We start from the raw sequence: 26,864 nt of genomic DNA, 5'->3' as shown, positions 1-26,864 counted from the left end.
GTGGCATTTCCTGTCATAAATAAGGACATGCCATGATTGATTTACGCAGTGATACCGTTACCCGACCGAGCCGCGCCATGCTCGAAGCAATGATGGCCGCCCCGGTTGGGGACGACGTTTACGGAGACGACCCTACCGTTAATGCTCTGCAGGACTATGCGGCAGAGCTTTCCGGGAAAGAAGCCGCCATTTTTCTGCCTACCGGCACTCAGGCCAACCTGGTCGCTCTGCTCAGTCACTGCGAACGCGGCGAAGAGTATATTGTCGGTCAGGCCGCGCATAACTATCTGTTTGAAGCCGGTGGCGCAGCGGTGCTGGGCAGTATTCAGCCGCAACCCATCGATGCTGACGCCGACGGTACGCTACCGCTGGATAAAGTCGCCATGAAAATCAAACCCGACGATATCCATTTCGCCCGCACCAAATTACTCAGTCTGGAAAACACCCACAACGGCAAAGTATTGCCGCGGGAATACCTGAAAGAAGCATGGGAATTTACTCGCGAGCGCAATCTGGCACTGCATGTTGACGGTGCGCGCATCTTTAATGCCGTGGTGGCTTACGGCTGCGAACTGAAAGAGATCACGCAATATTGTGATTCGTTCACCATTTGTCTGTCGAAAGGTCTTGGTACGCCAGTCGGTTCATTACTGGTCGGCAATCGTGATTACATTAAACGCGCCATCCGCTGGCGGAAAATGACTGGCGGCGGGATGCGTCAATCCGGCATTCTGGCTGCCGCAGGGATGTATGCGCTGAAAAATAACGTCGCACGCTTGCAGGAAGACCACGACAACGCAGCCTGGATGGCGGAGCAGTTGCGTGAAGCAGGCGCGGATGTCATGCGTCAGGACACCAATATGCTGTTTGTTCGCGTCGGACAAGAAAATGCTGCCGCGTTAGGCGAATACATGAAAGCGAGAAACGTACTGATTAACGCCTCGCCGATTGTCCGCCTGGTAACCCATCTTGATGTCTCGCGTGAACAACTGGCAGAAGTCGCAGCCCACTGGCGCGCTTTCCTGGCGCGTTAAGGAGAGAGACGTGCCGCAACGCATTTTAGTTCTCGGTGCCAGTGGCTATATTGGTCAGCATCTGGTGCACGCGCTTAGCCAACAAGGGCATCAGATCCTGGCGGCGGCACGTCACGTCGACAGGCTTGAAAAGCTGCAACTGGCAAACGTCAGTTGCCATAAAGTCGATCTCAGCTGGCCGGATAACCTTCCGGCCCTGTTGCAGAATATCGATACCGTCTATTTTCTGGTGCACAGCATGGGCGAAGGCGGCGATTTTATCGCTCAGGAGCGCCAGGTGGCTCTTAACGTCCGCGATGCGCTGCGCGAAGCACCGGTTAAACAATTAATCTTTCTCAGTTCATTGCAGGCCCCGCCTCACGAGCAGTCGGACCATCTGCGCGCCCGTCAGGCTACAGCGGATATTCTTCGTGAAGCGGGTGTCCCAGTGACCGAATTGCGCGCCGGAATTATCGTTGGCGCAGGTTCAGCGGCGTTCGAAGTCATGCGCGATATGGTGTACAACCTGCCAGTGTTAACGCCGCCACGCTGGGTTCGTTCACGCACCACGCCCATCGCGCTGGAAAACTTGCTGCACTATCTGGTGGCGCTGTTAGATCATCCGGCCAGCGAACACCGCATCTTCGAAGCCGCCGGACCAGAGGTGCTCAGTTATCAGCAACAGTTTGAACATTTTATGGCGGTGAGCGGTAAGCGCCGCTGGTTAATCCCCATCCCCTTTCCCACCCGCTGGATTTCGGTGTGGTTTCTCAATGTGATTACTTCCGTACCGTCAACCACCGCCAAAGCGTTGATTCAGGGGCTGAAACATGATCTGCTGGCGGATGACACCGCGCTACGTGCACTCATCCCACAACGGCTGATCGCTTTCGATGACGCGGTACGTCGCACCCTGAAAGAAGAAGAAAAACTGGTCAACTCCAGCGACTGGGGATACGACACTCAGGCCTTTGCCCGCTGGCGACCGGAGTATGGCTATTTCGCCAAACAGGCAGGGTTTACCGTTAAAACTTCTGCCAGCCTTGCGGCTTTATGGCAGGTGGTGAATCAAATCGGCGGTAAAGAGCGTTATTTCTTTGGCAATATTTTGTGGCAAACCCGGGCGTTGATGGACCGCGCAATCGGTCATAAGCTGGCGAAAGGCCGCCCGGAGCGTGAATATTTGCAGACCGGAGATGCGGTGGATAGCTGGAAAGTGATTGTCGTTGAACCGGAAAAACAACTTACGCTGTTATTTGGCATGAAAGCGCCGGGGCTGGGACGACTGTGTTTTACCCTGGAAGATAAAGGTGACTATCGTACTATCGATGTTCGCGCATTCTGGCATCCGCACGGTATGCCGGGGCTGTTTTACTGGTTATTGATGATCCCCGCGCATCTGTTTATTTTTCGCGGAATGGCAAAACGAATCGCCAGACTGGCAGAACAAAGCACAGATTAATCGACAAAACCTGCGTTATTCTTTCATGTTTCCCATTGCATCATGGGGGAAATCACGGAAGAATGCGCACGTCATTTTCTCAACAACAGTGGATTGATATGAAGGTACTGGTTACCGGCGCCACCAGCGGCTTAGGTCGAAACGCGGTAGAGTTTTTGTGCCAGAAAGGCATCAGCGTGCGAGCGACCGGTCGCAACGAGGCAATGGGTAAATTGCTGGAAAAAATGGGCGCAGAGTTTGTTCCAGCGGATCTGACCGAGCTGGTCTCATCACAAGCTAAAGTGATGCTCGCAGGCATTGATACGTTGTGGCACTGCTCCAGCTTTACCTCTCCGTGGGGGACACAACAGGCTTTCGATCTGGCTAACGTTCGCGCCACTCGCCGTCTGGGTGAATGGGCTGTCGCCTGGGGAGTACGTAACTTTATTCATATCTCTTCCCCCTCCCTGTACTTCGATTATCACCACCATCGCGATATTAAAGAAGATTTTCGCCCCCACCGCTTCGCTAACGAGTTTGCCCGCAGCAAAGCGGCCAGCGAAGAAGTGATCAATATGCTTTCGCAGGCGAATCCACAAACACGCTTTACTATTTTACGCCCACAAAGTCTGTTCGGGCCACACGATAAAGTCTTTATTCCCCGTCTGGCGCATATGATGCACCACTACGGCAGCATTCTGTTACCGCACGGCGGCAGTGCGCTGGTCGATATGACCTACTATGAAAATGCCGTGCACGCCATGTGGCTGGCAAGTCAGGAAGCCTGCGATAAGCTGCCTTCCGGGCGAGCATATAACATTACCAACGGCGAGCATCGCACTCTACGCAGCATCGTGCAGAAACTTATCGACGAGTTGAATATTGATTGCCGTATTCGCTCGGTGCCTTACCCGATGCTGGACATGATCGCCCGCAGCATGGAGCGTTTAGGTCGCAAGTCAGCAAAAGAGCCGCCGCTGACCCACTACGGCGTCTCTAAGTTGAATTTTGACTTTACGCTGGATATGACGCGTGCACAGGAAGAATTAGGCTATCAGCCAGTCATCACTCTGGATGAAGGCATTGAGAAAACTGCTGCCTGGCTGCGCGATCACGGAAAACTGCCCCGTTAATCCTGACCGTATTTCTCCAGCAACGCTTCGGCAATCGCCTGAGTTTCTGCATCCGCTTCGCCGTTGTATAACGTCGGGCGGAAATGCATCTGGAACGCCATAATCACGCGCCGCTGCTCGCGCGGTGTCATATCAGGTTTAACGTCATAACCGTAGCGCGCCAAAAGCTCCAGCAATGATGCGGTATCTACCGGTGTGTGCGGCGCGCGCCCGGCAAGGTAAAAGTTCACCCGTTGCGCATCCGGCCAGGCACCAATCCCCTGCTGCGCCAGTTGCTGCCACGGAAATAACGGTCCTGGATCGTCTTTTCGCTGCGGCGCAATATCCGCATGTGCCACCACGTTTTCCGGCTTGATGTGATAACGGGCAATAATATCTTTCGCCAGCGGAATAAGCGCCTGTATCTGTGCCGGTTCAAACGGAGCAAAATATTTCATCCCCGACGATTCTTGCCAGCCTCGGTTTTCCAGCTCAATGCCAATAGAGGTGTCGTTAAGGCGTGTTGCCCCGCGCCAGGCGCTAATCCCCGCATGCCAGGCCAGTTCCTGTTCCGGCACCAGTTGCCAGATGCGCGGTTTACCGTTGTATCGCGGTGGCACAGCAGGGACCAGATAATGCGAGCTGACCTGTTTATCGGTCAGTGTCGCCAGCGAGCTATCAAAATCATCTGCGGTGTAGTGGATCACCAGCACTTTAATGCGCGGATACGCCGCCTGCGCCTGGCGTCGGGTATCAAGCTGGTATCCCTCTTTCTCGACAATGCCTTTTTCGCCTGCACACCCTGCAAGTAACAAAGCAGCGGCGACCAGCCAGAAGACTCTTCTCATCGACGTGTTTTCACCGCCGTACCGCTGACGCTAACCATCAGCATACTGCCGTTTTGCCCGACCGTTTCGTAGTCGATATCAATACCGACTACGGCATCGGCCCCCAACGCCCGCGCCTGCTCACCAAGTTCCTCAAAGGCAATCTCCCGCGCTTTACGCAATTCTTTTTCATAAGCCCCGGAGCGTCCGCCAACGATATCGCGGATACCGGCAAAGAAATCACGGAAAATATTGGCACCTAAAATCGCTTCGCCTGTCACCACACCGCAATATTCAACGATGGTCTGGCCTTCCAGAGTTGGGGTTGTAGAAAATTGCATGATCGATCTCCTTGTTTGCTAATCCTTCGATCTCAAAGCATTATCGGGCTGATATGCCATGTTGGGAAGAAGGTTTTGATCAGTTTAGGAAATCATCTCATTGTGTCAAAAATAAGCGCATATGCCTTTACGATTACCCGTCTCCTAACCCGATATTGGTTTCATTATGGGATAGCGCTGACCTGCTATATTATGTTGTACCTGCAACATTAATGAATGGGAAGAGTCACCTTATATTGTAAATTATTCCAAAATTTTTCCGCATCTTGAGGCTGAGGAATATACCTCTGAATTCTTGTTTGATCGGTCTCCGCAAAACATGAAAGTAATGTAACCTCAAGGCTTCTATCATTAATATAAGCAAAGATCATTTTTGCAAATTCGTAAATAAATGCCCGATCCTGAGCGCTTAATAGCTTAATACAATATTTATTCTTTAGAGAGTAAAGGATTTCAATGAAAGCATCCGCTGCAACCTTTACGTTATTCCCAACGGTCATATTAAATATATCCCTTACACAGATAGAGTACAGTGATAGTAAACAACCATACAAATAATCATTTATTAATTCTTTTGTCCATTTTACTGGTAACCATGGTCTTATCTTGACATCATGCATACTACACTCATGAAAAAGACATTTATAGAGATTAACTCTTATCATATCAACACTGTAAAAATGGCAATGGACAAATTTTGAAGAATGAGCATTTACATTATTAATTTTAGTCGCTCTAAACGTAAAGTTACTGAATACGTTTTTCGTTAAATTACTATTTGTTATCTTAACATCACCTAAACTGCCGTTCTCAAAACAACATCCCTTCAATATACTTTCATTTACAAGAGAATGTGATAAATACAGATGATTTAAGTTTTTCTTCATTAAACCCACAGCATCAAAATGACTATATTTAATAAAACAACCATCATTGAGTAGCGTTTTTAGATTGACTAAATTACTATCATGTTCACGTGCCATAGTTGTGATAGGGGTTGGAAGAGACATGAAAACCTCTTCATTGACCATCAAGTGAATCATGCATTGCTTGCCTTTTGTCATATCCACACTTACACTACAAATATCGTTGTAATGCGATGAATGCATTTCCGGACACAGATTCAATACAATATTTTGAAAGGCGTAAAATCGTGTTAATACTTCCGAATAAGTAATTGGATTAAACTTAAGATCGTCATTAGCAAAACCAAGTGTTATTGTATGTTCTACATTTAGGTCAGGTTCAGATGAGTCTTCAAGAGCAATATCATCACTGAAAATTTCACCTGATGTATTATCACTGTTACAAAAGGTGCTCATCAATGCAATGGTATTTATAACGGACTCTTTGTCGATATCCTCACTCATTGTATATCGCCTGCTATAATCATAGAAATGAATAAATGCGTCTTTTATAATTGTTATATATTGTTCCTTATTAAATACAATTCGATTGTATACTTTTTCAAAGATCGCATTCGCGATCTTACAACCAAGGGTATACCTATATAACAATGGATAAGAATCAATAGTAAAATTCTTCTCCAATTCACATTGCAGTTTATTTTCGTAATGCAGAGGAAAAAGAAATTCTTGTCTTTCCATTTTTCCGCTGACTTTATTTCGCACCCCAATGGTGATTCTTTCATTGCCAATTTTTATTTCAACTTCATTGTTTTGTGATGTACCAAGGTATGTTTTAGTACCAGTTTCGAAAGCACTACTAAAAAAAGAATTAAAATAATTATTTGCTGAATAAATAATGTTACCGAGCGACATATCATTTTTAATAGTTTCACTATCAGCATTTATTACTAATACTAGATTCAAGTAGATGGTGTCCCATGTAGATAACTCATCCTTATGACTGGATTTTAATATGGTAAAAAATTCCCTCAGCGAGGCCATGAGATTATCACTTTGATTCGGTTGTGTGCTTAGAAATGATGACGATTGTTCAGAGACATTATTTATCATATAAAAATCACCCAAAAAAAACAATAACCCACTGTACTCCCTGTGCTTTATAAACATAAAGTCACAACACATTCTATATTCATATTAATTAATGGCGCATTGAAAAAATTATATTATTCTTAACTCAAATCTATTAGCTTAATAAGATTATATTCTTCACTCACAACCGTAACAAAAATAATATTATCGAAAGTTAAAGTTGGGACTATCAAATTTCGCTCATTTCAAACATACATTGTGATTTTTGCAATCATCTTAATCTTAGGGCCTATCATCATATGTTAAAATTTTGTCAATAATAGAAATGAATCTTGGTCACCTATCATGCGTTATAAATGTGCAACTGGCTTCCTGCAGATGCTCTTTACTTCTACAGCAGGATTTATACCAGCGTTTCAGAACTATCATATTTACCTTAAATGATCATTTCAGTCTTATAACACGCTCAGCCTCACAAATGGTTTACACTGTCTATTGTTTGGGTAATTTAAGTAAGTCAGCTACGATCAACCTTGAATGGGGAGCCAGCAATGGACTTAAGCCTAATCGGGTCTTCAGATTGTTTCAGAATTGTATAAAAAACAATGTATTAAATAATCTGATTGTTTTTGGTCATAGTGTGACGCAGAAAGCAAGCCAATAAGGAAATGATTATGCGCTACCGTTCACTATCTCTACTTATTCCATGTGCACTGCTGCTGAGTGCCTGTACCACCGTCACGCCAGCTTATAAAGATAACGGCCCCCGCACCGGTTCCTGTGTCCAGGGTGGACCTGACAGCGTGGCTCAACAATTCTATGACTACCGCATTCAACATCGCAGCAATGACATTACCGCTCTGCGCCCCTATTTGAGTGACAAACTGGCAACCCTACTTAGCGATGCCAGCCGCGATAATAGTCATCGTGAATTGTTAAGCAGCGATCCGTTCTCCAGTCGAACCACCTTGCCAGACAGCGCCCACGTTGCCAGTGCATCTACTATCCCTAATCGTGATGCCCGTAACATTCCTTTGCGCGTGGATCTCAAACAGGGTGACCAGGGCTGGCAGGATGAAGTGTTAATGATTCAGGAAGGCCAGTGTTGGGTCATCGACGATGTGCGTTACTTAGGCGGTAGCGTTCATGCCACAGCAGGTACACTCCGTCAGTCAATCGAGAATCGCTAACGCCTTGATCAACCAATAACCCCCGTAAATTGTCCGGCATTTCGCGAGGAATGCCGACATTTATGCTCGCCGCCCACCGCCCCCGTTATTTTGTGCTATGTTTAGTGAATAATGCGCTTTGCTTTTAACTTTTAAAGCAGAAATATTGCATAATTATTCTGTCAAAGGTACTATCTTCGACCTCAATAGCTATCAGACTGCCAGTATACGAGTGTCAATGAGTATTCAATTAAACGGCATTAATTGCTTTTACGGCGCGCATCAGGCGCTGTTCGATATCACGCTGGATTGCCCACAGGGCGAAACGCTGGTGTTACTTGGCCCCAGTGGCGCGGGTAAAAGCTCGCTGCTGCGTGTACTCAATCTGCTTGAGATGCCGCGCTCCGGTACGCTCAACATTGCAGGCAACCATTTCGATTTCACTAAAACGCCCTCAGACAAAGCGATTCGCGATCTGCGTCGTAACGTCGGTATGGTGTTTCAACAATACAACCTGTGGCCGCACCTCACCGTGCAGCAAAACCTGATTGAAGCGCCCTGCCGTGTACTGGGATTGAGTAAAGATCAGGCGCTGGCCCGTGCAGAAAAATTGCTGGAACGTCTGCGCCTGAAACCTTTCAGTGATCGCTATCCGCTGCATCTTTCTGGTGGTCAGCAGCAGCGTGTTGCTATTGCGCGTGCGTTAATGATGGAACCGCAGGTACTGCTGTTCGATGAACCGACCGCCGCGCTGGACCCGGAAATTACGGCACAAATCGTCAGCATCATTCGTGAGCTGGCAGAAACCAATATTACCCAGGTGATCGTCACCCACGAAGTGGAAGTGGCGCGTAAAACCGCCAGCCGTGTGGTGTATATGGAAAATGGTCACATCGTAGAACAAGGCGACGCGCGCTGCTTTACCGAGCCGCAAACCGAAGCATTTAAACACTATCTCTCTCACTAAGATTCGGGATAACAACAATGAAAAAAGTTCTGATTGCCGCGTTAATTGCAGGTTTTAGTCTTTCCGCCACAGCTGCCGAAACTATTCGTTTTGCCACCGAAGCCTCCTATCCTCCGTTTGAATCAATGGATGCAAACAACCAGATCGTTGGTTTTGACGTCGACCTGGCGCAGGCATTGTGTAAAGAGATTGATGCGACCTGCACTTTCTCTAACCAGGCGTTTGACAGCCTGATCCCAAGCCTGAAATTCCGTCGCGTAGACGCGGTGATGGCTGGTATGGATATCACCCCGGAGCGTGAAAAGCAGGTGCTGTTTACCACGCCGTACTATGACAACTCTGCCCTGTTTGTGGGTCAACAAGGTAAATACACCAGCGTTGATCAGCTGAAAGGCAAAAAAGTCGGCGTTCAGAACGGGACGACGCACCAGAAATTCATTATGGATAAACATCCGGAAATCACCACGGTTCCTTATGATAGCTACCAGAACGCGAAACTCGATCTGCAAAACGGTCGTATCGACGGCGTTTTTGGTGACACCGCAGTGGTAACCGAATGGCTGAAAGATAACCCGAAACTGGCGGCTGTCGGCGACAAAGTGACCGATAAAGATTACTTCGGTACTGGCCTCGGCATCGCGGTACGTCAGGGCAACACTGAACTGCAGCAGAAATTCAACACTGCGCTGGAAAAAGTGAAGAAAGATGGCACTTACGAAACCATCTACAACAAATGGTTCCAGAAGTAATACCTGATGAATGAATTTTTTCCTTTAGCAAGCGCCGCCGGGATGACCGTCGGCCTTGCCGTTTGTGCATTGATTGTCGGACTGGCGCTGGCGATGTTCTTTGCGGTGTGGGAGTCAGCAAAATGGCGTCCTGTCGCGTGGGTAGGTTCAGCACTGGTGACGATTCTGCGCGGTCTGCCAGAAATTCTGGTGGTGCTGTTTATCTATTTTGGCTCCTCGCAGTTACTGCTGACGCTTTCGGATGGCTTCACCATCAATCTTGGGATCGTACAGATCCCGGTGCAGATGGACATTGAGAACTTCGACGTTAGCCCGTTCCTGTGTGGGGTTATCGCCCTGTCGCTACTGTATGCCGCCTATGCCTCGCAAACCCTGCGTGGCGCACTGAAAGCGGTGCCGGTGGGCCAGTGGGAATCCGGTCAGGCGCTGGGGCTGTCGAAATCGGCTATCTTTTTCCGCCTGGTGATGCCGCAGATGTGGCGTCATGCGCTGCCTGGTCTCGGTAACCAGTGGCTGGTACTGCTGAAAGATACCGCGCTGGTCAGTTTGATAAGTGTGAATGATTTAATGCTGCAAACCAAAAGCATCGCCACTCGTACCCAGGAGCCATTTACCTGGTACATTGTGGCAGCAGCGATCTATCTGGTGATTACCCTGCTCAGTCAGTACATTCTCAAACGCATTGACCTGCGCGCGACACGTTTTGAGCGGAGGCCTGGCTGATGCTTGAGTATTTACCCGAACTGATGAAAGGGCTGCACACCAGCCTGACGCTGACGATTGCCTCGCTGATTGTGGCGCTAATTCTGGCGTTGATTTTTACCATCATCCTGACGCTGAAAACGCCGGTACTGGTGTGGCTGGTGCGGGGCTATATCACGCTGTTTACCGGTACGCCGCTGTTGGTGCAGATCTTCCTGATTTACTACGGTCCAGGCCAGTTCCCGACATTGCAGGAGTATCCGGCACTGTGGCATCTGTTGTCAGAACCGTGGTTGTGCGCGCTGATTGCGTTGTCGCTGAACAGTGCGGCGTATACCACGCAGCTATTTTACGGTGCAATTCGTGCAATCCCGGAAGGTCAGTGGCAGTCCTGTAGCGCCCTGGGGATGAGCAAAAAAGATACGCTGGCGATCCTGCTGCCGTATGCCTTTAAACGCTCACTCTCTTCTTATTCCAACGAAGTGGTGCTGGTGTTCAAAAGTACCTCTCTGGCTTACACCATTACGCTGATGGAAGTGATGGGATACAGCCAGTTGTTGTACGGGCGCACTTACGATGTCATGGTGTTCGGTGCGGCGGGGATTATTTACCTGGTCGTCAACGGCCTGCTGACACTGATGATGCGTTTGATCGAGCGCAAAGCGCTGGCGTTCGAGCGACGGAATTGACATGGCTGCATGCTGATGCCGGATGATTTGTAGGTCTGATAAGACGCGCCAGCGTCGCATCAGACACCAGCACGGTGCCTATGCCGGATGCGGCGTGTACGCCTTATCCGGCCTACATAGTGCATAGATTAATATAATAAAGACGGGCAACCTACTAAGTTGTCCGTCTTTTTTTATTCATCACGAATTATTTAATCATATTTATTGCATATAAATTCACTTAATGGCATTGTTATCTCATGCCGCAGACACGGCCAAAAATCATAAGATTGACAGACGGGAGTTCCATCATGAAAAAGTTAGTTCTTGCCGCTTTACTTTCATCCTGTGCATTCGGCGCTTCTGCCGCAGAGAAAATCAATTTCGGCGTATCAGCGACCTATCCTCCCTTTGAATCTATAGGTGCTAATAATGAGATTGTCGGCTTTGATATCGACCTGGCAAAAGCGTTATGCAAACAGATGCAGGCAGAATGTACTTTTACCAATCACGCTTTCGACAGCCTCATCCCGTCACTGAAATTCAGAAAATATGACGCCGTTATCTCCGGTATGGATATCACGCCGGAGCGTAGCAAGCAGGTATCATTTACCACGCCCTACTACGAAAACTCAGCTGTTGTGATTGCCAAAAAAGATACCTACAAAACGTTTGCCGACCTGAAAGGCAAACGCATAGGGATGGAAAACGGTACGACGCACCAGAAATATATTCAGGATCAGCACCCGGAAGTAAAAACTGTCTCCTATGACAGTTATCAAAATGCCTTTATCGACCTGAAAAATGGTCGTATTGATGGGGTATTTGGTGACACAGCGGTGGTTAATGAATGGCTGAAAACCAATCCACAACTGGGCGTTGCAACAGAGAAAGTAACCGACCCGCAGTACTTCGGCACCGGTCTGGGCATCGCTGTACGTCCGGATAATAAAGCCCTGCTGGAAAAACTGAATAACGCACTGGCAGCGATTAAAGCAGATGGTACGTATCAGAAAATCAATGACCAGTGGTTCCCGCAGTAATCGGGACTGATGACAAAAGTAAGATTGCCTGATGCGCTACGCTTATCAGGCCTACATTTACCCTGCAATGCATTGATTTAGCACGATTTTGTAGGCCGGACAAGGCGCTCACGCCGCATCCGACATGAACAACGCGCACCTTATCAGCAATCTGAAGCCGCAGCCGCGGCTTTTTTATTGCTTCACCAACAGTGTCAGCACTTCATAGTGCGCGGTGTGCGGGAACATATCAAAAAGCTGTACCCGTTCAATACGATAACCTGACAATTCGCGGATATCTTTGGCCATCGTTTGGGCGTTACAGCTGGAGTAGATGATAAAACGCGGTGCCATCGTTGAAAGATAATCACACAGCGGTTTACCAATGCCGCGGCGCGGCGGGTTAACCAGCACCAGCTCCGGCACCTCCCCCTGAGCGGTGGCAAACTGAGTGGAGTCCAGCGCCTGAAATTGCAAACGCGTTAAGCCCAGTTCAGCGGCTGACTGCTTCGCACAGGCAATGGCCTCTGGCGCAATTTCGATCCCGGTTAACTGCATGTCAGGCGTCGCGCAATGTAAACCAAAGCCCCCCACGCCACAGAACAGATCCCACATATGTTTAACCGGCAACTGTTGTACCCAGTCGCGCGCAGTAGCGTACAGCTGGCTGGCTACCGCCGGATTAGTCTGGAAGAAACTTTGTGGACGGATCCACAGCGGCACATCATTAAAACGCTCCGCCAGTGCCTGTTGTTCGGTCAGGTAGATCTCTGTCTCCCCTTCCATAATCGCCATATGTATCGGCTGAATATTGGCGGTAATGACTTTCAGCTGCGGCAGTTGTTCCTGTAACCACGGCAGCGCCTTACGCAGTTGTGCCAGCTTGGTTTCGGAACGCAGTACAAAGCGCAGCATCATGCCACCATCGCTCTGGCTTTCAGTCAGCAGAATGTATTTCAGTTCGCCACGCTTACGCGCCACGTTGTAGGGTGTTAACCCCGCACGGGCGATAAACGGTTTTAACGCCGCAAAAACGGGCGCAAATGAGGAGGGATAAAGCGGACAATCGCAAAGGTCTTCTGGTGTGCCGTCGCGATGCAGCATACCGAGCAGTGGTTTTTCAACGCTACCACTCACCACCATTTTGGCTTTATTACGAAACCCTTGCTCCGGGCCTGACACCGGCTCGCACCATTCCTCAACCGAAAAGTCGGCGAGCAGATTTTTAAGATCGGCGGTTTTAGCGGAGAGTTGCTCTGGAATCAGCTGCGTTATCCACTGACAGGAACGACAGCGACCCGCGTCGTAAAGTGCGCACTGCATACATTAACCTTCACATCATCAGGGGCGACGATTATACACATTATTGCAACTGGAAGAACCGCCGACTGGTTGAGGGAACGAACAGTAGCAACAGGATGAGCATATCCGGCAACTTCTGCAGCATCAGGCTATGGAAGATTTCACGTTTTGATTCACCGGGAATGCTGAACAGCTCCGGATAACCATAACCCAGCGAAGCCGCCCACAAATAACTGGCGGCCGTGATTTGTGTCAACAGATACAGCCAGCGCGCCCAGCGACGCCCTTTCACCAGTGAAAACGCACACCAGATCTCAATGAAAACCAGCACCAGGCTGCTTAAAAAGACCAGTGTTAAACTCCAGGTTTGTACACTGCGATGAATGAACTCGCCAATACCGCGCACGCCCAGCGTATTGAAAATCATCAGCACGTCGAGGCCACGGATCATAATAATGGCGAGCGCCGCCACCTGCACCAGCGCAGGCACATTCAGGCGAGCATGAGATGAAGATGTTTTCTTAAAAAATCCCAACGTTTCGTCTTCCATGAAAACAATGCCGCGACATGCGCGGCATTATGTAGCCAGGTTGGCAAATTTTAGTGTCTTCAGCCACGTCTTGCACGCTGGATGTCGCGTATCCGCTGTTTTTCTGCGCGCGCCATCAGATACCAGGCGATAAATCCGACAATTCCGACCGCGCCGAGGATCAATGTTGCCAGGGCGTTGATTTCCGGATTTACCCCCATCCGCACGCTGGAGAAGACCAGCATCGGTAACGTGGTGGCTCCTGGCCCGGAAACAAAGCTGGCAATCACCAGATCGTCGAGCGACAGAGTAAAAGCCAGTAACCAGCCAGAAATGATCGCGGGCATGATCATCGGTAGCGTAATGACGAAAAACACTTTCAGCGGCGTCGCACCGAGATCCATCGCTGCTTCTTCAATGGAACGGTCCAGCTCCCGCAGACGCGACGAAATAACGACTGCCACATAAGCCGTACAGAAAGTGACATGCGCCAGCCAGATGGTGAGCATGCCTCGCTCCGCAGGCCAGCCGATGGCATGTGCAAGTGCGACGAATAACAACAACAGCGACAAGCCCGTGATCACATCCGGCATTACCAATGGCGCAGTGATCATAAAGGCAAAGCCATTTGATCCGCGAAACCGACCAAAGCGTACCAGTACCACTGCCGCAATCGTCCCGAGGATCGCCGCCGCCGTTGCCGCACAGGCAGCTATTGTCAGGCTTAAACCAACCGCACTCATCATCGCATCATCACGCAATAATTCGCCATACCAGCGCGTTGACCAGCCGGCCCACACCGTCACCAGCTTCGAGCTGTTGAATGAATAGATCACCAGCATCAGCATTGGCGCGTAGAGAAAGGTGAAGCCCAGCAGCAAAATCACAATTCGCCAGGGCGAACGAACCACCGGTAAATTATTCATCCGTGTTCTCCCACGCTTTTTTGCTGATGCTTGTGGAACCACATTATCGGCACAATTAGCAGCAGCAACATGATGATCGCTACCGCCGAGGCCACCGGCCAGTCGCGGTTATTGAAAAACTCCTGCCACAGCACGCGCCCGATCATGATGCTGTCCGGGCCACCGAGCAGTTCAGGGATCACAAACTCACCCACAGCCGGGATAAACACCAGCATCGATCCGGCAATAATCCCGCCTTTGGTCAGCGGCACGATCACAGTAAAGAACGTTTTCAGCGGTCGTGCACCGAGATCCAGTGCCGCTTCCACCAGCGAATAATCAATACGAATCAACGCGGTATAAATCGGCAGCACCATAAACGGTACATAGGCATAAACAATGCCGATATAAACGGCCAGGTTGGTATGCAGAATGGTCAGCGGCTGGTCGATAACCCCCAGCCACAGCAGAAAATTATTCAGCACGCCGTTATTTTTTAATATTCCCATCCAGGCATAAACGCGGATCAGAAACGAGGTCCACGACGGCAGGATCACCAGTAGCAATAAGATATTGCGGGTCGAGGGCTTACTGTGCGCCACCGCCCACGCCAGCGGATAGCCGATCAGTAAACAGCAAATTGTCGAAATCGCCGCTACCTGTAACGACTGGAGATATGCATCGAAATAGAGCGGATCGTCGGTCAGTTGCAGGAAATTACCGAGATTAAGAGTGATGGAAAGTTGCCCGTCAGCCCACTCCATCAGTTCAGTATAAGGTGGAATAGCGCGCGCCATCTCCGCCAGGCTTATTTTAAAAACGATCAGAAATGGCAGCAGAAACAGCAGGATTAGCCAGATATAGGGCAGCGCAATCACCAGTTTGCGCCCATGCTTCATTTGCAACTGCGACAGCCACAGCTTAAAAGGTTTTGGCTGGGCAGCAGGTTCAAGTGTACTCATCTTTGCTCCTTAAACCGTCAGCACCACACAACTGTCCACTTCCCAGCACAAGCGCACTTCATCGCCCCAGGTGGGTAATCCTTTACGATAACGATGGGCATTTTGTAGCTGGGCGCTGATCATCTGCCCGCTTTTCAGGCGAACGTGATAGACCGAAAGATCGCCGAGATAGGCAATGTGCATCACCTCCCCCACCGCGAAGTTACAACCATTGGCGGGCGGTTCTTCACAAAGCATGATTTTTTCCGGACGCAGCGCCACGTGCACCGGCACGTTATCGACCACCGAAGCATCTACATCAACTTTCAGTGGATGCACCAGCCCCGGCGAATAAAGCACCAGACCATCTTCCTGACGCTCTTTGAGTACACCTTCAAAGACGTTTACCGAACCGATAAATTCAGCGCTATAGCGGGTGGTCGGATGCTCATAGATCTCTTCCGGTTCGCCAATCTGGACAAATTTCCCACGATTCATAATGGCGATGCGCCCCGCCATGGTCATCGCCTCTTCCTGATCGTGGGTGACCATCACACAAGTCACACCGACGCGCTCCAGAATATCCACCACTTCAAGCTGCATCCGGTCACGCAATTTTTTATCCAGCGCGCCCATCGGCTCGTCGAGCAGTAATAGTTTTGGGCGCTTGGCAAGGCTTCGGGCCAGTGCCACACGCTGTCGCTGACCGCCGGAAAGCTGATGCGGTTTGCGTTTGGCGAACTCCTGCATATGCACCAGCCCAAGCATCTCATTGACCCGGCTGGCAATTTCTGCTTTCGGCAGCTTGTCCTGTTTCAGGCCAAAGGCGATGTTCTGCTCCACGGTCATATGCGGAAACAGCGCGTAAGACTGAAACATCATGTTGATAGGGCGCAGGTAAGGCGGCACCTGTGATAAATCGACGCCATCGAGCATAATCTGCCCGGCAGAAGGTTGTTCGAAACCTGCCAGCATACGCAGCAGCGTGGACTTGCCACAGCCGGATGCGCCCAGTAGCGCGAAGATTTCGCCTTTATAGATGGTCAGGCTGACATCATCGACCGCATGCTGACCATCGTAAGATTTAGTCAGATTACGGATTTCTAATAGCGGCGTCAGCGCCTTACGGGTTTTCGCCTGCAGGCGAGGGATAGCGTCATTCACGGCTGCTCTCCGGCATTGAATGTGTGCAAGCGCACCATAATGGTGCGAATTGCCGGCGGGTGTGGTGCGCCCGTCCGGCATCTACGGCTGCGGATTATTTTCCGCTCTTCACTTTGGTCCACGCGCGGGTGCGCACACGGTCGATTTTCGGATCCTGCACTTTCAGAGTGAACAACTTCGCACGAACGTCCGCCGGAGGATAAATCCCTGGATTATCACGCACTTCCGCGCTTACCAGCGGCGTAGCTTCTTTGTTAGCATTGGCATAGAACACATGGTCGGAAATATGCGCTACGACATCCGGACGCAGCAGGTAATTCAGGAACTGATAAGCTTCGTCTTTATTTTTGGCATCCGCAGGCATGGCAAATACATCAAAGAATGCCATCGCCCCTTCTTTCGGAATCGAGAACGAGACATTCACGCCATTCTTTGCTTCCTTCGCGCGGTTTGACGCCTGCCAGACATCGCCCGCCCAGCCGATAGCGACGCAAATATCGCCGTTTGCCAGGTCGTTAATGTATTGAGATGAATGGAAATAACGAATGTTCGGGCGCAGCTTTAACAGCAGATCGGTTGCCGGTCCGGTGTAATCATCTGCTTTAGTGCTGTTGGGATCTTTACCGAGATAATTCAGCACGGTAGCAAACACTTCTTCCGGTGCATCAAGGAAAGAGACGCCGCAGCTTTTCAGTTTTTCCAGATTTTCAGGTTTGAGGATCAAGTCCCAGCTATCGACGGGCGCGTTTTCACCCAGTACCGCTTTGACTTTATCGACGTTATAGCCAATCCCGGTCGTCGCCCACATATAGGGCATAGCAAATTTATTATCCGGGTCATGTTTAGCGACCAGCTTCAGCAGTTCCGGGTCGAGATTCTTCCACTCCGGCAATTTGTTTTTATCCAGTGGCTGGAAAACTCCCGCAGTCAACTGGCGCTCCAGAAAGCTGGCAGATGGAACCACCAGGTCAAAGCCGGTGCTCCCTGCCATTAATTTGCCTTCCAGTACTTCGTTAGAGTCGAAAACATCGTAGACGACTTTAATACCGGTTTCTTTTTCAAAATTGGCCACCGTATCCGGGGCGATATAATCAGACCAGTTATAGATGTGGAGTGTTTTTTGTTCAGCCGCGAGCGTGCCGACAGAGACGACCATCAGAGCACCCGCAACCAGACCCGATAGCCATTTTTTATTTAAGGCGGTCATATCTCTTTCCTTCTGAAAGTTCGTTAACAAACGAACAAAAGTTGTCACACTGAAAGATATGCAATATTCGTGCATATTTTTTATCGGCGCGGTGTAAGAAAAGAGAACTCTCTCCCGGCCAGCACTGCTCGCTATATAAAAGCATCGCAAGAATAACTTTAGCCAGGGTTTGAGACTATAGCTCGGATTAAAAAACGGTATTTAACAAATTTTTATGCGTATTTGCTCTATGTGATAAAGCCAAATCGGCACAAGAGAAGTGAAATAATCTTTAAGAAAAGGTTAAAAACAGCAGATAATTTTGCAGCACGCAGTCACTGCGGCAGCGACTGCGTGCTCGAAAGGAGTTATCAGTGGAGGAAATAGTTTTCGGTAACGTTGTTTTGCCCTTCATCGTCAGTCGGTAACAGCAGTTGATGGGCATTAGCTTCAAGAATGACCATCGAAATCTGCTCTTCGCTCTGACGCACGAACCATGCAAACTGCTCATAGGTTACGCCCTGCATAACGGATAAAGACTGGCAAACCACCAGCTTTGGCAGATTATCATCCTGCATATCAAGAAATGCTTTCACGGTCAGCGAACTGGCATTGATGGCTGATAAATCCGCCGCCAGCGGCAATACGGCTGAAGGTCGGACTTCCGCCATGGCAGAAAACAGGATCGTGTTATCGATCAGATCGATTTTGGCATCAAAGACACCGTCGAAATTCTGCATATGGGGCAGATGCAGAGCCTGACAGTTATCACATTCAAAAAAACTCATCCCCAGGTCATCGAGCCATTGACGCAACGTATCCAGACCAGGAACGACCAGCGATGTCATAATTTTGTACAACCTCTTTCGATAAAAAGACCGGCACAGCTTACGCAAAAAGCGCAGGCAAAACCATGATCAGTAATGTGATTGCGACTAACCACCCGTTTTCAGGCAATATTCGGTCGTAGCGTGGCGTTCGATCCAGCGGATCATTTTACTCGCGATGTCGATACCGGTGGTTTTTTCTATTCCTTCCAGCCCCGGCGACGCATTCACCTCCATCACCAATGGCCCGCGATTAGCACGCAGAATATCCACACCAGCAACGTCCAGCGCCATCGTTCGCGCGGCTTTTATCGCGATTTCACGCTCCTGTGGTGTGATACTGGCGACGCTTGCCGCGCCTCCACGATGCAAATTGGAACGAAAATCGCCCTCTTTCGCCCGCCGTTCAATCGCAGCGACCACTTCATCCCCAACAACCAGGCAGCGGATATCGCACCCTTGCGCCTCTTTGATATATTCCTGCACCAGAATATGCGCGTTCAGACCGCGAAAGGCGTCAATCACGCTTTCCGCCGCCTGACGCGTCTCCGCAAGCACGACACCAATTCCCTGCGTACCTTCAACCAGCTTAACCACCAGCGGCGCACCACCGACCATGTCGATTAAATCGCTGGTATCATCCGGCGAATGCGCAATGCCCGTGACAGGCAGGTCGATGCCCTGACGCGCCAGCAGTTGCATCGAACGCAATTTGTCACGCGCCCGGGCAATGGCGACCGACTCATTGAGCGGATAGCTCCCCAGCATCTCGAACTGGCGCAGTGCCGCCGTCCCATAAAAGGTAATGGCGGTGCCAATACGCGGGATCACAGCGTCAAAATGGGGTAACTTGCGGCCTTTGTAGTGAATAGAAGACGCCGCAGGATTTATGTTCATGTAGCAAGAAAGCGGATCAAGAATTTCAACCAGGTGACCACGCTGTATAGCGGCTTCACGCAGCCGCTTACACGAATAGAGCGTTCCATCCCGGGACAATATGGCAATTTTCACCCTGCACCTCTCTGTCAGACCTGGTCAAAAGCCCGCGTATCATACATCGGCGTGGCGGTTTTAGCGCGTAGCCCAACCCTGTTTGTGCAAATAATCCAGTATAAATGGGCGGCTTTCTTTAATGATTGTTCGGCGGATATGATCGCTCCAGGTATCCCGGCGATTATTGCTGCCACGGGTGAGGTAATATTCCGCCAGTTGTTCGTCATACTGCGCCAGTGCGTCTTTATCCAGCGGTTGATAGCTGTTTTCATGCACCAAAATGGAAGCCGGTAAACGCGGCTTAAGATCCGGATTATCCGCAGGCCAGCCAAGGCACAGCCCAAACAGCGGCAGAACATGCTGCGGTAATTTCAGCAGTTCCGTCACCGCTTCAATATTATTGCGCAGGCCGCCGATATATACCCCGCCCAATCCCAGCGATTCCGCTGCGGTTAACGCATTCTGCGCCATCATTGCCGTATCAACGACACCGAGCAACAGTTGTTCCGCCAGGCCAAGTTGTGCATCCGGACAGATCTGTAAATGGCGGTTAAAGTCGGCACAGAACACCCAAAACTCCGCCGCTTTCGCTACGTGTTTTTGCCCGCCGGTCAGCGTCACCAGTTCATCACGTAACGCTTTGTCGGTAATGCGAATAATGCTACTGCACTGCAAAAAACTGGAACTGGACGTCGCACGGGCGCTGTTAATAATCGCCTCACGCTGCGCTTCGGAAATGGGTTCATCAGTGAAATGGCGAATGGAGCGATGGCCACAAATAAGTTCAATGGTTGGCGTCATTATCTTTTTCTCTTTCTGAACGTGAATATTGCGGTGGACGGTTCATCAGCTGTGGGGCAAGACGTTTTGCCACCTGAAGAATAACCACCACCGCAGCGGGAAGCATGAGCAAAACACCGAGAAAAATCATCAGAATCTGCACTTCTGGCCGAGAAAATGGCTCAGGCAGCGACAGGGAGTCGCTTACCGACAGCAGCGCCACCGCCAGCAACATCATTCCGATAAATTCCAGTATCAACACGCTTTTAGGCAATTTACCGATCGCGCGCATACGCTTCCCTCTGCAAAGTGAGCCTTCAGTCTAAAACTTTTCACTGTATTGTGTTTAACAGTTATAGCTTTTAGCAATTAATGCAACAGGTTAAACCTACTTTCAGCGAATACATTTTAGCGTGATCATTACAGGCATAAGTCTATGAGGGGAGAAATAATGCAAACCGTTATTTTTGGTCGTCCGGGTTGCCCTTACTGTGTGCGTGCAAAAGATCTGGCTGAGAAGTTGAGCAATGAACGCGATGATTTTCAGTATCAGTATGTAGATATTCGTGCGGAAGGGATCACTAAAGAAGATCTACAACAAAAGGCAGGTAAACCCGTAGAAACCGTGCCGCAGATTTTTGTCGATCAGCAACATATCGGCGGCTATACCGATTTTGCTGCATGGGTGAAAGAGAATCTGGACGCCTGAGCGTCTGACAAGCCCTCGTGTTGAGGGCTTAATTAATTTTTTCTGTGCTGTGATTTAAACAAACTGCTGATAAATAAGAAACACAATGCCCCCAACGCACACCAGAACACCGCACTTAATAACCATGCCAGCTCTTGCCAGAATGAGCGCGTTGGTGAAAAAAACAGCCGCATTATGAGCATCGAACAGGGTGCCGCCAGCATTGCGCCAAACAGAGGTTTCAGGACTTCTCTACGCTGTGAAAAGAAGCTGGCAACCGCTCCAGGAAGAATGAAAAACAGCAAACCAATTTCAGGATGCCCGGCAGCCCGAAAAGCGCCTTTCATGTGCGTCGCCAGAAAAAGGCACACCACAATGAAGAGGACAAAACAGCAGATTGCCCCCGCCCAACGTTGTTTATGTTTCACTCGTTCCTCCTGACACTGCGTCTATCGAACACATTTTTCGCCAGTGTGGCGTTCAGTAAGATAAAGCCGCTTCGCATTCCATGCTAATATAGGCCAACGCAATTCATATAGCCGTTGATACCTAATGTGATTACACTAGTAAAATATATTGTTACTTTACTATCGTTTAGGTGCGCTGAATGAATCTGCGCCCTGAATTCTGGTAAAAAACATTATCGTAAATTACCATTTCTTTCAACAGCTTACTAGTAAACAAGAAGTTAGCCTCCGTGAATATAAACGTCGCCGAATTGTTAAATGGGAATTACATTCTGTTATTATTTGTGGTCCTCGCGCTTGGGCTATGTCTCGGGAAATTACGACTTGGTTCGATCCAACTGGGTAATTCCATTGGCGTTTTAGTCGTATCGCTGTTATTAGGCCAACAACATTTCAGCATTAACACCGACGCGCTTAATCTTGGCTTTATGCTGTTTATTTTCTGCGTCGGGGTCGAAGCTGGACCGAACTTTTTTTCCATTTTTTTTCGCGATGGGAAAAATTACCTAATGTTAGCACTGGTGATGGTTGGCAGTGCGCTGGTGATCGCCTTAGGGTTAGGTAAGCTGTTTGGCTGGGATATTGGCCTGACGGCCGGTATGTTAGCAGGCTCTATGACGTCAACACCGGTTTTGGTCGGTGCTGGCGATACACTGCGTCATTCCGGCATGGAAAGCAGGCAGCTCTCACTGGCACTGGATAATCTGAGCCTCGGGTATGCCTTAACCTATTTAATCGGTCTGGTGAGTTTGATTGTTGGTGCGCGTTACTTGCCGAAATTGCAGCATCAGGACTTACAGACCAGCGCCCAGCAAATCGCCCGCGAACGTGGCCTGGACACAGATGCCAACCGTAAGGTTTATTTGCCGGTGATCCGCGCCTACCGCGTCGGCCCGGAGCTGGTAGCCTGGACCGACGGCAAAAATCTGCGTGAACTGGGTATTTATCGACAAACTGGCTGTTACATTGAACGTATTCGTCGTAACGGGATTCTGGCAAATCCAGACGGTGATGCCGTACTACAAATGGGCGATGAAATAGCGTTGGTAGGCTATCCCGACGCCCACGCCCGACTCGATCCCAGTTTCCGTAATGGCAAAGAAGTTTTTGATCGCGACCTCCTCGACATGCGTATCGTCACTGAAGAAGTGGTCGTTAAAAACCATAACGCTGTTGGCAAACGTCTCGCACAACTGAAGTTGACCGATCACGGCTGCTTCCTCAACCGCGTCATTCGTAGTCAGATTGAGATGCCGATTGATGACAACGTCGTGCTTAACAAAGGTGACGTTTTACAAGTCAGCGGCGATGCCCGTCGCGTAAAAACCATCGCCGATCGCATCGGCTTTATATCGATTCACAGCCAGGTCACTGACTTGCTGGCATTCTGCGCCTTCTTTGTTATTGGGCTGATGATCGGGATGATCACCTTCCAGTTCAGCACATTCAGTTTCGGCATGGGGAACGCTGCCGGGTTGTTATTCGCCGGAATTATGCTGGGCTTTATGCGCGCTAACCACCCGACCTTCGGTTACATTCCGCAGGGTGCATTAAGCATGGTGAAGGAGTTCGGCTTGATGGTGTTTATGGCAGGCGTTGGTCTGAGCGCTGGTAGCGGTATTAATAACGGCCTGGGCGCGATTGGCGGTCAAATGTTGATTGCCGGATTGATTGTCAGTCTGGTGCCAGTGGTTATCTGCTTCTTGTTCGGTGCTTATGTATTGCGAATGAACCGCGCACTGTTGTTCGGCGCAATGATGGGCGCACGCACCTGCGCGCCGGCAATGGAGATCATCAGTGATACAGCTCGCAGTAATATCCCGGCGCTGGGCTATGCGGGCACCTACGCAATCGCCAACGTTCTGCTAACGCTGGCTGGGACAATCATCGTCATGGTATGGCCAGGATTAGGATAAAACTGAAGTTGCCCTGAAAATGAAATTTTTTTGCACAACCGCAGAACTTTTCCTCAGGGCATCAGTCTTAATTAGTGCCACTGCTTTTCTTTGATGTCCCCATTTTGTGGAGCCCATCAACCCCGCCATTTTGGTTCAAGGTTGGTGGGTTTTTTGTTATCTAAAATTTATCTACTACCCTGCAACCCTCTCAACCATCCTCAAAATCTCCTCGCGCGATAGCGGCTTACGGTCGGTGACAAAATGCAGCGTCATCCCCTCAATAAACGCATCAAGCGCGCGGGCGGTTCCGGGTTCAAACCATTGTTCGAGCGTTTGCTGACTGCGCTGCATCCAGTTTTGCATTACCGTTTTTAATAGCGGTTTTCGGCTAGCCAGCGCGTAGAGCTGGTACATCAGCTCCATGTTATCCGGCGTTGCAACCTGTGAGCTGTAGATCATATCGGTGATAGCCTGGCATGCGCCCGGAGCATCACTAACATCGCTAAAAAATGCCTGATATTGCCGGGACATGATCTCAGTAAAACTGCTGAACGCCTCCAGCAACAACTCATCAATTCCTGAAAAATAGTAGGTCATCGACCCCAACGGTACCCCGGCAAGGGTAGCAATTTTGCGGTGCGTAACGGCATGTATTCCGTAAAGTTTCACCGCCTCCAGCGTGGCCTGGATAATTTTTTCTCGCCGTTGCGGATCGTTAGCGCGACGCATGTCATTTCCTCTCTCTGCAATTGTGTACAAATGTACACAACCTTGCTAATGTTGTCTTCCCTCTTCTTATTTTGACGTGATCTATGACCGTAAATTCTTCACGTAATGCATTGAAACGCCGAACCTGGGCGCTGTTTATGTTCTTCTTTTTGCCGGGCCTGTTAATGGCGTCCTGGGCAACTCGTACACCTGCTATCCGCGATATTCTTTCTGTTTCGATCGCTGAAATGGGCGGAGTCCTCTTTGGTCTGTCGATCGGTTCAATGAGCGGTATTCTCTGCTCGGCGTGGTTAGTGAAACGCTTTGGGACGCGTAATGTCATCCTGGTCACGATGTCCTGCGCATTGATCGGGATGATGATATTAAGTCTGGCACTCTGGCTGACATCGCCCGTGCTCTTTGCCGTTGGTCTCGGCGTCTTTGGGGCTAGTTTTGGTTCTGCAGAAGTGGCGATAAACGTTGAGGGTGCCGCCGTTGAGCGAGAAATGAATAAAACGGTTTTACCGATGATGCACGGTTTTTATAGCCTGGGCACGCTGGCAGGCGCTGGTGTCGGGATGGCACTGACGGCCTTTGGCGTTCCGGCAACGGTGCATATTTTATTGGCGGCACTGGTAGGCATCGCGCCTATTTATATTGCTATTCAGGCAATCCCTGACGGTACTGGCAAAAATGCTGCCGATGGCACCCAGCATGGTGAAAAAGGTGTACCTTTTTATCGCGATATCCAGTTGCTGCTGATTGGTGTCGTGGTTCTGGCGATGGCCTTTGCCGAAGGTTCTGCTAACGACTGGTTACCCTTATTAATGGTTGACGGTCATGGTTTTAGCCCTACTTCCGGCTCGCTGATTTATGCCGGTTTTACCCTGGGGATGACTGTTGGACGCTTTACCGGCGGTTGGTTCATCGACCGTTATAGTCGCGTTGCCGTGGTTCGGGCCAGTGCACTGATGGGAGCGTTGGGTATTGGGCTGATTATTTTTGTCGATAGCGCCTGGGTCGCTGGGGTGTCTGTTGTACTTTGGGGACTGGGTGCCTCGCTGGGCTTCCCACTGACCATTTCTGCCGCCAGCGATACCGGCCCCGATGCACCGACCCGCGTCAGCGTGGTAGCAACGACCGGTTATCTGGCTTTCCTCGTCGGGCCGCCGCTGCTGGGCTATCTCGGCGAACATTATGGATTACGTAGTGCAATGTTGGTTGTACTGGCGCTGGTTATTCTTGCGGCTATTGTCGCGAAAGCCGTCGCCAAACCCGATACCCAAACGCAGACGGCGATGGAGAATAGTTGATGAGCATTAAATTAATTGCGGTTGACATGGATGGTACTTTCTTAAGCGATCAAAAAACCTATAACCGTGAGCGGTTTATGGCTCAGTATCAGCAGATGAAAGCACAAGGCATTCGCTTTGTGGTCGCCAGCGGGAATCAATATTATCAGTTGATCTCTTTCTTCCCTGAAATTGCTAATGAAATTGCCTTTGTGGCAGAAAACGGCGGTTGGGTTGTAAGCGAAGGCAAAGATGTTTTTAATGGCGAGCTGTCGAAGGATGCGTTTGCTACTGTGGTGGAACATTTACTGACGCGCCCAGAAGTGGAAATTATTGCCTGCGGAAAAAATAGCGCCTATACCCTCAAAAAATATGACGATGCCATGAAAACGGTGGCGGAAATGTATTATCACCGTCTGGAATACGTCGATAACTTTGATAATTTAGAAGATATCTTCTTTAAGTTTGGCCTGAATCTTTCCGATGAACTGATTCCACAAGTGCAAAAAGCATTACATGAGACCATCGGCGATATTATGGTGCCGGTCCACACCGGCAACGGCAGCATCGATCTGATTATCCCCGGCGTACATAAAGCGAATGGCCTGCGCCAACTTCAGAAATTATGGGGAATAGACGACAGCGAAGTGGTGGTCTTCGGCGATGGTGGTAACGATATTGAGATGCTGCGTCAGGCAGGCTTTAGTTTTGCGATGGAAAATGCCGGCAGCGCGGTCGTCGCAGCGGCAAAATACCGGGCAGGCTCCAATAATCATGAAGGTGTACTGGATGTGATCGATAAAGTTCTTAAACACGAAGCGCCTTTTGATCAATAAAAACGGTAGCACGCCCGGCAACACAAAGCCTGAATGAAGGCTGCATAATTCGCAGAAATTAACCCGCTGCATTATTTCAGGCGAAATGATTATGAGAAATTGTCTACTGTTGGGCGCGCTTTTAATGGGCTTTACTGGTGTGGCGATGGCGCAAAGTGTCACCGTCGATGTGCCGAGTGGATACAAAGTGGTTGTGGTCCCTGATTCAGTCAGCGTTCCACAAGCAGTCAGCGTCGCGACTGTGCCGCAAACCGTCTATGTGGCTCCTGCGCCAGCTCCGGCTTACCGCCCGCATCCGTATGTTCGCCATCTTGCCAGCGTAGGTGAAGGGATGGTTATCGAACACCAGATTGACGACCATCACCATTAATTTGAGAAT

General features: G+C 49.7%; 28 protein-coding genes and 1 pseudogene. 14 read left to right on the top strand and 15 right to left on the bottom strand.

From position 1 onward, the window contains the following. Window positions 1-32: 32 nt before the first annotated feature. The 3 genes from ltaE to FQZ95_RS24710 all read left to right on the top strand — a co-directional run bounded on the left by ltaE (window position 33) and on the right by FQZ95_RS24710 (window position 3,587). The gene (gene ltaE, locus FQZ95_RS24720; RefSeq protein ID WP_000566406.1) at window positions 33-1,034 is read left to right on the top strand and encodes a low-specificity L-threonine aldolase; all 1,002 of its coding nucleotides are present in this window, start codon (window positions 33-35) and stop codon (window positions 1,032-1,034) included. Window positions 1,035-1,044: 10 nt separating this feature from the next. Next, window positions 1,045-2,475, top strand: coding sequence for a DUF2867 domain-containing protein (locus FQZ95_RS24715; protein ID WP_160530885.1), 1,431 nt, complete (start codon window positions 1,045-1,047; stop codon window positions 2,473-2,475). Between the two features lie 98 nt (window positions 2,476-2,573). After that, window positions 2,574-3,587 (top strand): NAD-dependent epimerase/dehydratase family protein, encoded by a 1,014-nt coding sequence (locus tag FQZ95_RS24710; RefSeq protein WP_024256718.1) that lies wholly within the window; start codon window positions 2,574-2,576, stop codon window positions 3,585-3,587. Here FQZ95_RS24710 and amiD read toward each other — a convergent pair. From amiD to FQZ95_RS26225, 3 genes and pseudogenes are all read right to left on the bottom strand, one after another. Further along, complete coding sequence (amiD, locus tag FQZ95_RS24705) at window positions 3,584-4,414, bottom strand: N-acetylmuramoyl-L-alanine amidase AmiD (RefSeq protein WP_160530883.1); 831 nt, start codon at window positions 4,412-4,414, stop codon at window positions 3,584-3,586. The two genes, FQZ95_RS24710 and amiD, sit on opposite strands and share 4 nt — an antisense overlap. Next, a complete protein-coding gene (locus FQZ95_RS24700) occupies window positions 4,411-4,734 on the bottom strand; it encodes a heavy metal-binding domain-containing protein (RefSeq protein ID WP_001160732.1) in 324 nt (107 codons plus the stop codon). The genes amiD and FQZ95_RS24700 overlap by 4 nt, the downstream gene beginning before the upstream one ends. 209 nt (window positions 4,735-4,943) lie before the next feature. Continuing rightward, a pseudogene (locus FQZ95_RS26225) lies at window positions 4,944-6,745 on the bottom strand (pentapeptide repeat-containing protein). A gap of 621 nt (window positions 6,746-7,366) precedes the next feature. Here FQZ95_RS26225 and FQZ95_RS24690 point away from each other — a divergent pair. The 6 genes from FQZ95_RS24690 to artJ all read left to right on the top strand — a co-directional run bounded on the left by FQZ95_RS24690 (window position 7,367) and on the right by artJ (window position 11,990). Beyond that, window positions 7,367-7,882, top strand: a complete 516-nt coding sequence (locus tag FQZ95_RS24690; protein WP_001270657.1) for a lipoprotein — start codon at window positions 7,367-7,369, stop codon at window positions 7,880-7,882. A gap of 217 nt (window positions 7,883-8,099) precedes the next feature. Continuing rightward, entirely contained in the window at window positions 8,100-8,828 is a 729-nt protein-coding gene (artP, locus tag FQZ95_RS24685) for an arginine ABC transporter ATP-binding protein ArtP (RefSeq protein WP_160530881.1), read from the top strand. A gap of 17 nt (window positions 8,829-8,845) precedes the next feature. Beyond that, the gene (gene artI, locus FQZ95_RS24680; RefSeq protein WP_000756580.1) at window positions 8,846-9,577 is read left to right on the top strand and encodes an arginine ABC transporter substrate-binding protein ArtI; all 732 of its coding nucleotides are present in this window, start codon (window positions 8,846-8,848) and stop codon (window positions 9,575-9,577) included. Between the two features lie 6 nt (window positions 9,578-9,583). Further along, window positions 9,584-10,300 carry an arginine ABC transporter permease ArtQ gene (gene artQ / locus FQZ95_RS24675; protein WP_039020450.1) on the top strand — a complete coding sequence of 239 codons (717 nt, stop codon included), beginning with the start codon at window positions 9,584-9,586 and terminating at the stop codon, window positions 10,298-10,300. Further along, window positions 10,300-10,968, top strand: a complete 669-nt coding sequence (gene artM, locus FQZ95_RS24670) for an arginine ABC transporter permease ArtM (protein WP_000895400.1) — start codon at window positions 10,300-10,302, stop codon at window positions 10,966-10,968. Before artQ ends, artM begins: the two co-directional genes overlap by 1 nt. Before the next feature lie 290 nt (window positions 10,969-11,258). After that, window positions 11,259-11,990 carry an arginine ABC transporter substrate-binding protein ArtJ gene (gene artJ, locus FQZ95_RS24665; protein WP_001354873.1) on the top strand — a complete coding sequence of 244 codons (732 nt, stop codon included), beginning with the start codon at window positions 11,259-11,261 and terminating at the stop codon, window positions 11,988-11,990. A 174-nt stretch (window positions 11,991-12,164) separates the two neighbouring features. On the opposite strand, the gene rlmC is transcribed toward artJ, so the two are convergent. The 10 genes from rlmC to FQZ95_RS24615 form a co-directional block, all read right to left on the bottom strand. Further along, window positions 12,165-13,292, bottom strand: a complete 1,128-nt coding sequence (gene rlmC / locus FQZ95_RS24660; RefSeq protein ID WP_160530879.1) for a 23S rRNA (uracil(747)-C(5))-methyltransferase RlmC — start codon at window positions 13,290-13,292, stop codon at window positions 12,165-12,167. Window positions 13,293-13,332: 40 nt separating this feature from the next. After that, window positions 13,333-13,821 (bottom strand): YbjO family protein, encoded by a 489-nt coding sequence (locus FQZ95_RS24655; RefSeq protein ID WP_000389258.1) that lies wholly within the window; start codon window positions 13,819-13,821, stop codon window positions 13,333-13,335. Window positions 13,822-13,880: 59 nt separating this feature from the next. Continuing rightward, entirely contained in the window at window positions 13,881-14,726 is an 846-nt protein-coding gene (potI, locus tag FQZ95_RS24650; protein ID WP_001061668.1) for a putrescine ABC transporter permease PotI, read from the bottom strand. Continuing rightward, complete coding sequence (gene potH / locus FQZ95_RS24645) at window positions 14,723-15,667, bottom strand: putrescine ABC transporter permease PotH (RefSeq protein WP_000105416.1); 945 nt, start codon at window positions 15,665-15,667, stop codon at window positions 14,723-14,725. The genes potI and potH overlap by 4 nt, the downstream gene beginning before the upstream one ends. 9 nt (window positions 15,668-15,676) lie before the next feature. After that, the gene (potG, locus tag FQZ95_RS24640; protein WP_160530877.1) at window positions 15,677-16,810 is read right to left on the bottom strand and encodes a putrescine ABC transporter ATP-binding subunit PotG; all 1,134 of its coding nucleotides are present in this window, start codon (window positions 16,808-16,810) and stop codon (window positions 15,677-15,679) included. Window positions 16,811-16,904: 94 nt separating this feature from the next. Continuing rightward, entirely contained in the window at window positions 16,905-18,017 is a 1,113-nt protein-coding gene (gene potF, locus FQZ95_RS24635; protein WP_105271705.1) for a spermidine/putrescine ABC transporter substrate-binding protein PotF, read from the bottom strand. A 350-nt stretch (window positions 18,018-18,367) separates the two neighbouring features. Continuing rightward, a complete protein-coding gene (locus tag FQZ95_RS24630) occupies window positions 18,368-18,844 on the bottom strand; it encodes a YbjN domain-containing protein (RefSeq protein ID WP_000203025.1) in 477 nt (158 codons plus the stop codon). An 87-nt stretch (window positions 18,845-18,931) separates the two neighbouring features. Beyond that, the gene (gene rimK / locus FQZ95_RS24625) at window positions 18,932-19,834 is read right to left on the bottom strand and encodes a 30S ribosomal protein S6--L-glutamate ligase (protein ID WP_000684325.1); all 903 of its coding nucleotides are present in this window, start codon (window positions 19,832-19,834) and stop codon (window positions 18,932-18,934) included. 60 nt (window positions 19,835-19,894) lie between these two features. Then, entirely contained in the window at window positions 19,895-20,617 is a 723-nt protein-coding gene (nfsA, locus tag FQZ95_RS24620; RefSeq protein ID WP_000189133.1) for a nitroreductase NfsA, read from the bottom strand. After that, the gene (locus FQZ95_RS24615; protein ID WP_001201576.1) at window positions 20,601-20,888 is read right to left on the bottom strand and encodes a DUF1418 family protein; all 288 of its coding nucleotides are present in this window, start codon (window positions 20,886-20,888) and stop codon (window positions 20,601-20,603) included. Before FQZ95_RS24615 ends, nfsA begins: the two co-directional genes overlap by 17 nt. A gap of 159 nt (window positions 20,889-21,047) precedes the next feature. On the opposite strand from FQZ95_RS24615, the gene grxA reads away from it, so the two are divergent. After that, the gene (gene grxA, locus FQZ95_RS24610; protein ID WP_001195231.1) at window positions 21,048-21,305 is read left to right on the top strand and encodes a glutaredoxin 1; all 258 of its coding nucleotides are present in this window, start codon (window positions 21,048-21,050) and stop codon (window positions 21,303-21,305) included. Between the two features lie 32 nt (window positions 21,306-21,337). Here the strand turns inward: grxA and FQZ95_RS24605 are convergent, their stop codons facing one another. Next, window positions 21,338-21,712 carry an inner membrane protein YbjM gene (locus tag FQZ95_RS24605; protein WP_000681109.1) on the bottom strand — a complete coding sequence of 125 codons (375 nt, stop codon included), beginning with the start codon at window positions 21,710-21,712 and terminating at the stop codon, window positions 21,338-21,340. Between the two features lie 269 nt (window positions 21,713-21,981). Here FQZ95_RS24605 and FQZ95_RS24600 point away from each other — a divergent pair, with 269 nt between their 5' ends. Next, window positions 21,982-23,667, top strand: coding sequence for an aspartate:alanine antiporter (locus FQZ95_RS24600; RefSeq protein WP_001024876.1), 1,686 nt, complete (start codon window positions 21,982-21,984; stop codon window positions 23,665-23,667). A gap of 174 nt (window positions 23,668-23,841) precedes the next feature. Here the strand turns inward: FQZ95_RS24600 and rcdA are convergent, their stop codons facing one another. Then, entirely contained in the window at window positions 23,842-24,378 is a 537-nt protein-coding gene (gene rcdA, locus FQZ95_RS24595; RefSeq protein WP_001295289.1) for a DNA-binding transcriptional regulator RcdA, read from the bottom strand. A gap of 83 nt (window positions 24,379-24,461) precedes the next feature. On the opposite strand from rcdA, the gene FQZ95_RS24590 reads away from it, so the two are divergent. From FQZ95_RS24590 to ybjH, 3 genes are all read left to right on the top strand, one after another. After that, the gene (locus FQZ95_RS24590; RefSeq protein ID WP_160530875.1) at window positions 24,462-25,670 is read left to right on the top strand and encodes an MFS transporter; all 1,209 of its coding nucleotides are present in this window, start codon (window positions 24,462-24,464) and stop codon (window positions 25,668-25,670) included. Then, window positions 25,670-26,485, top strand: coding sequence for a 5-amino-6-(5-phospho-D-ribitylamino)uracil phosphatase (gene ybjI, locus FQZ95_RS24585; RefSeq protein WP_001353328.1), 816 nt, complete (start codon window positions 25,670-25,672; stop codon window positions 26,483-26,485). Before FQZ95_RS24590 ends, ybjI begins: the two co-directional genes overlap by 1 nt. 85 nt (window positions 26,486-26,570) lie before the next feature. Next, a complete protein-coding gene (ybjH, locus tag FQZ95_RS24580) occupies window positions 26,571-26,855 on the top strand; it encodes a protein YbjH (RefSeq protein ID WP_000605918.1) in 285 nt (94 codons plus the stop codon). Window positions 26,856-26,864: the final 9 nt, after the last annotated feature.

The organism is Escherichia sp. HH41S (assembly GCF_009820115.1).
In the GTDB taxonomy this organism is placed as follows: Bacteria; Pseudomonadota; Gammaproteobacteria; order Enterobacterales; family Enterobacteriaceae; genus Escherichia; species Escherichia coli_F.
The sequence above is the reverse complement of the archived record's forward strand: the minus strand, read 5'-3'. Positions and strand labels throughout refer to the sequence as shown.

Bases quoted from the DNA above. Each gene is read 5' to 3' on its own strand.
- ltaE (WP_000566406.1), top strand. From the start codon at position 33: ATGATTGATTTACGCAGTGATACCGTTACCCGACCGAGCCGCGCCATG.
- FQZ95_RS24710 (WP_024256718.1), top strand. From the start codon at position 2,574: ATGAAGGTACTGGTTACCGGCGCCACCAGCGGCTTAGGTCGAAACGCG.
- amiD (WP_160530883.1), bottom strand. From the start codon at position 4,414: ATGAGAAGAGTCTTCTGGCTGGTCGCCGCTGCTTTGTTACTTGCAGGG.
- FQZ95_RS24700 (WP_001160732.1), bottom strand. From the start codon at position 4,734: ATGCAATTTTCTACAACCCCAACTCTGGAAGGCCAGACCATCGTTGAA.
- FQZ95_RS24690 (WP_001270657.1), top strand. From the start codon at position 7,367: ATGCGCTACCGTTCACTATCTCTACTTATTCCATGTGCACTGCTGCTG.
- artP (WP_160530881.1), top strand. From the start codon at position 8,100: ATGAGTATTCAATTAAACGGCATTAATTGCTTTTACGGCGCGCATCAG.
- artI (WP_000756580.1), top strand. From the start codon at position 8,846: ATGAAAAAAGTTCTGATTGCCGCGTTAATTGCAGGTTTTAGTCTTTCC.
- artQ (WP_039020450.1), top strand. From the start codon at position 9,584: ATGAATGAATTTTTTCCTTTAGCAAGCGCCGCCGGGATGACCGTCGGC.
- artM (WP_000895400.1), top strand. From the start codon at position 10,300: ATGCTTGAGTATTTACCCGAACTGATGAAAGGGCTGCACACCAGCCTG.
- artJ (WP_001354873.1), top strand. From the start codon at position 11,259: ATGAAAAAGTTAGTTCTTGCCGCTTTACTTTCATCCTGTGCATTCGGC.
- rlmC (WP_160530879.1), bottom strand. From the start codon at position 13,292: ATGCAGTGCGCACTTTACGACGCGGGTCGCTGTCGTTCCTGTCAGTGG.
- FQZ95_RS24655 (WP_000389258.1), bottom strand. From the start codon at position 13,821: ATGGAAGACGAAACGTTGGGATTTTTTAAGAAAACATCTTCATCTCAT.
- potI (WP_001061668.1), bottom strand. From the start codon at position 14,726: ATGAATAATTTACCGGTGGTTCGTTCGCCCTGGCGAATTGTGATTTTG.
- potH (WP_000105416.1), bottom strand. From the start codon at position 15,667: ATGAGTACACTTGAACCTGCTGCCCAGCCAAAACCTTTTAAGCTGTGG.
- potF (WP_105271705.1), bottom strand. From the start codon at position 18,017: ATGACCGCCTTAAATAAAAAATGGCTATCGGGTCTGGTTGCGGGTGCT.
- FQZ95_RS24630 (WP_000203025.1), bottom strand. From the start codon at position 18,844: ATGACATCGCTGGTCGTTCCTGGTCTGGATACGTTGCGTCAATGGCTC.
- nfsA (WP_000189133.1), bottom strand. From the start codon at position 20,617: ATGACGCCAACCATTGAACTTATTTGTGGCCATCGCTCCATTCGCCAT.
- FQZ95_RS24615 (WP_001201576.1), bottom strand. From the start codon at position 20,888: ATGCGCGCGATCGGTAAATTGCCTAAAAGCGTGTTGATACTGGAATTT.
- grxA (WP_001195231.1), top strand. From the start codon at position 21,048: ATGCAAACCGTTATTTTTGGTCGTCCGGGTTGCCCTTACTGTGTGCGT.
- rcdA (WP_001295289.1), bottom strand. From the start codon at position 24,378: ATGCGTCGCGCTAACGATCCGCAACGGCGAGAAAAAATTATCCAGGCC.
- FQZ95_RS24590 (WP_160530875.1), top strand. From the start codon at position 24,462: ATGACCGTAAATTCTTCACGTAATGCATTGAAACGCCGAACCTGGGCG.
- ybjI (WP_001353328.1), top strand. From the start codon at position 25,670: ATGAGCATTAAATTAATTGCGGTTGACATGGATGGTACTTTCTTAAGC.
- ybjH (WP_000605918.1), top strand. From the start codon at position 26,571: ATGATTATGAGAAATTGTCTACTGTTGGGCGCGCTTTTAATGGGCTTT.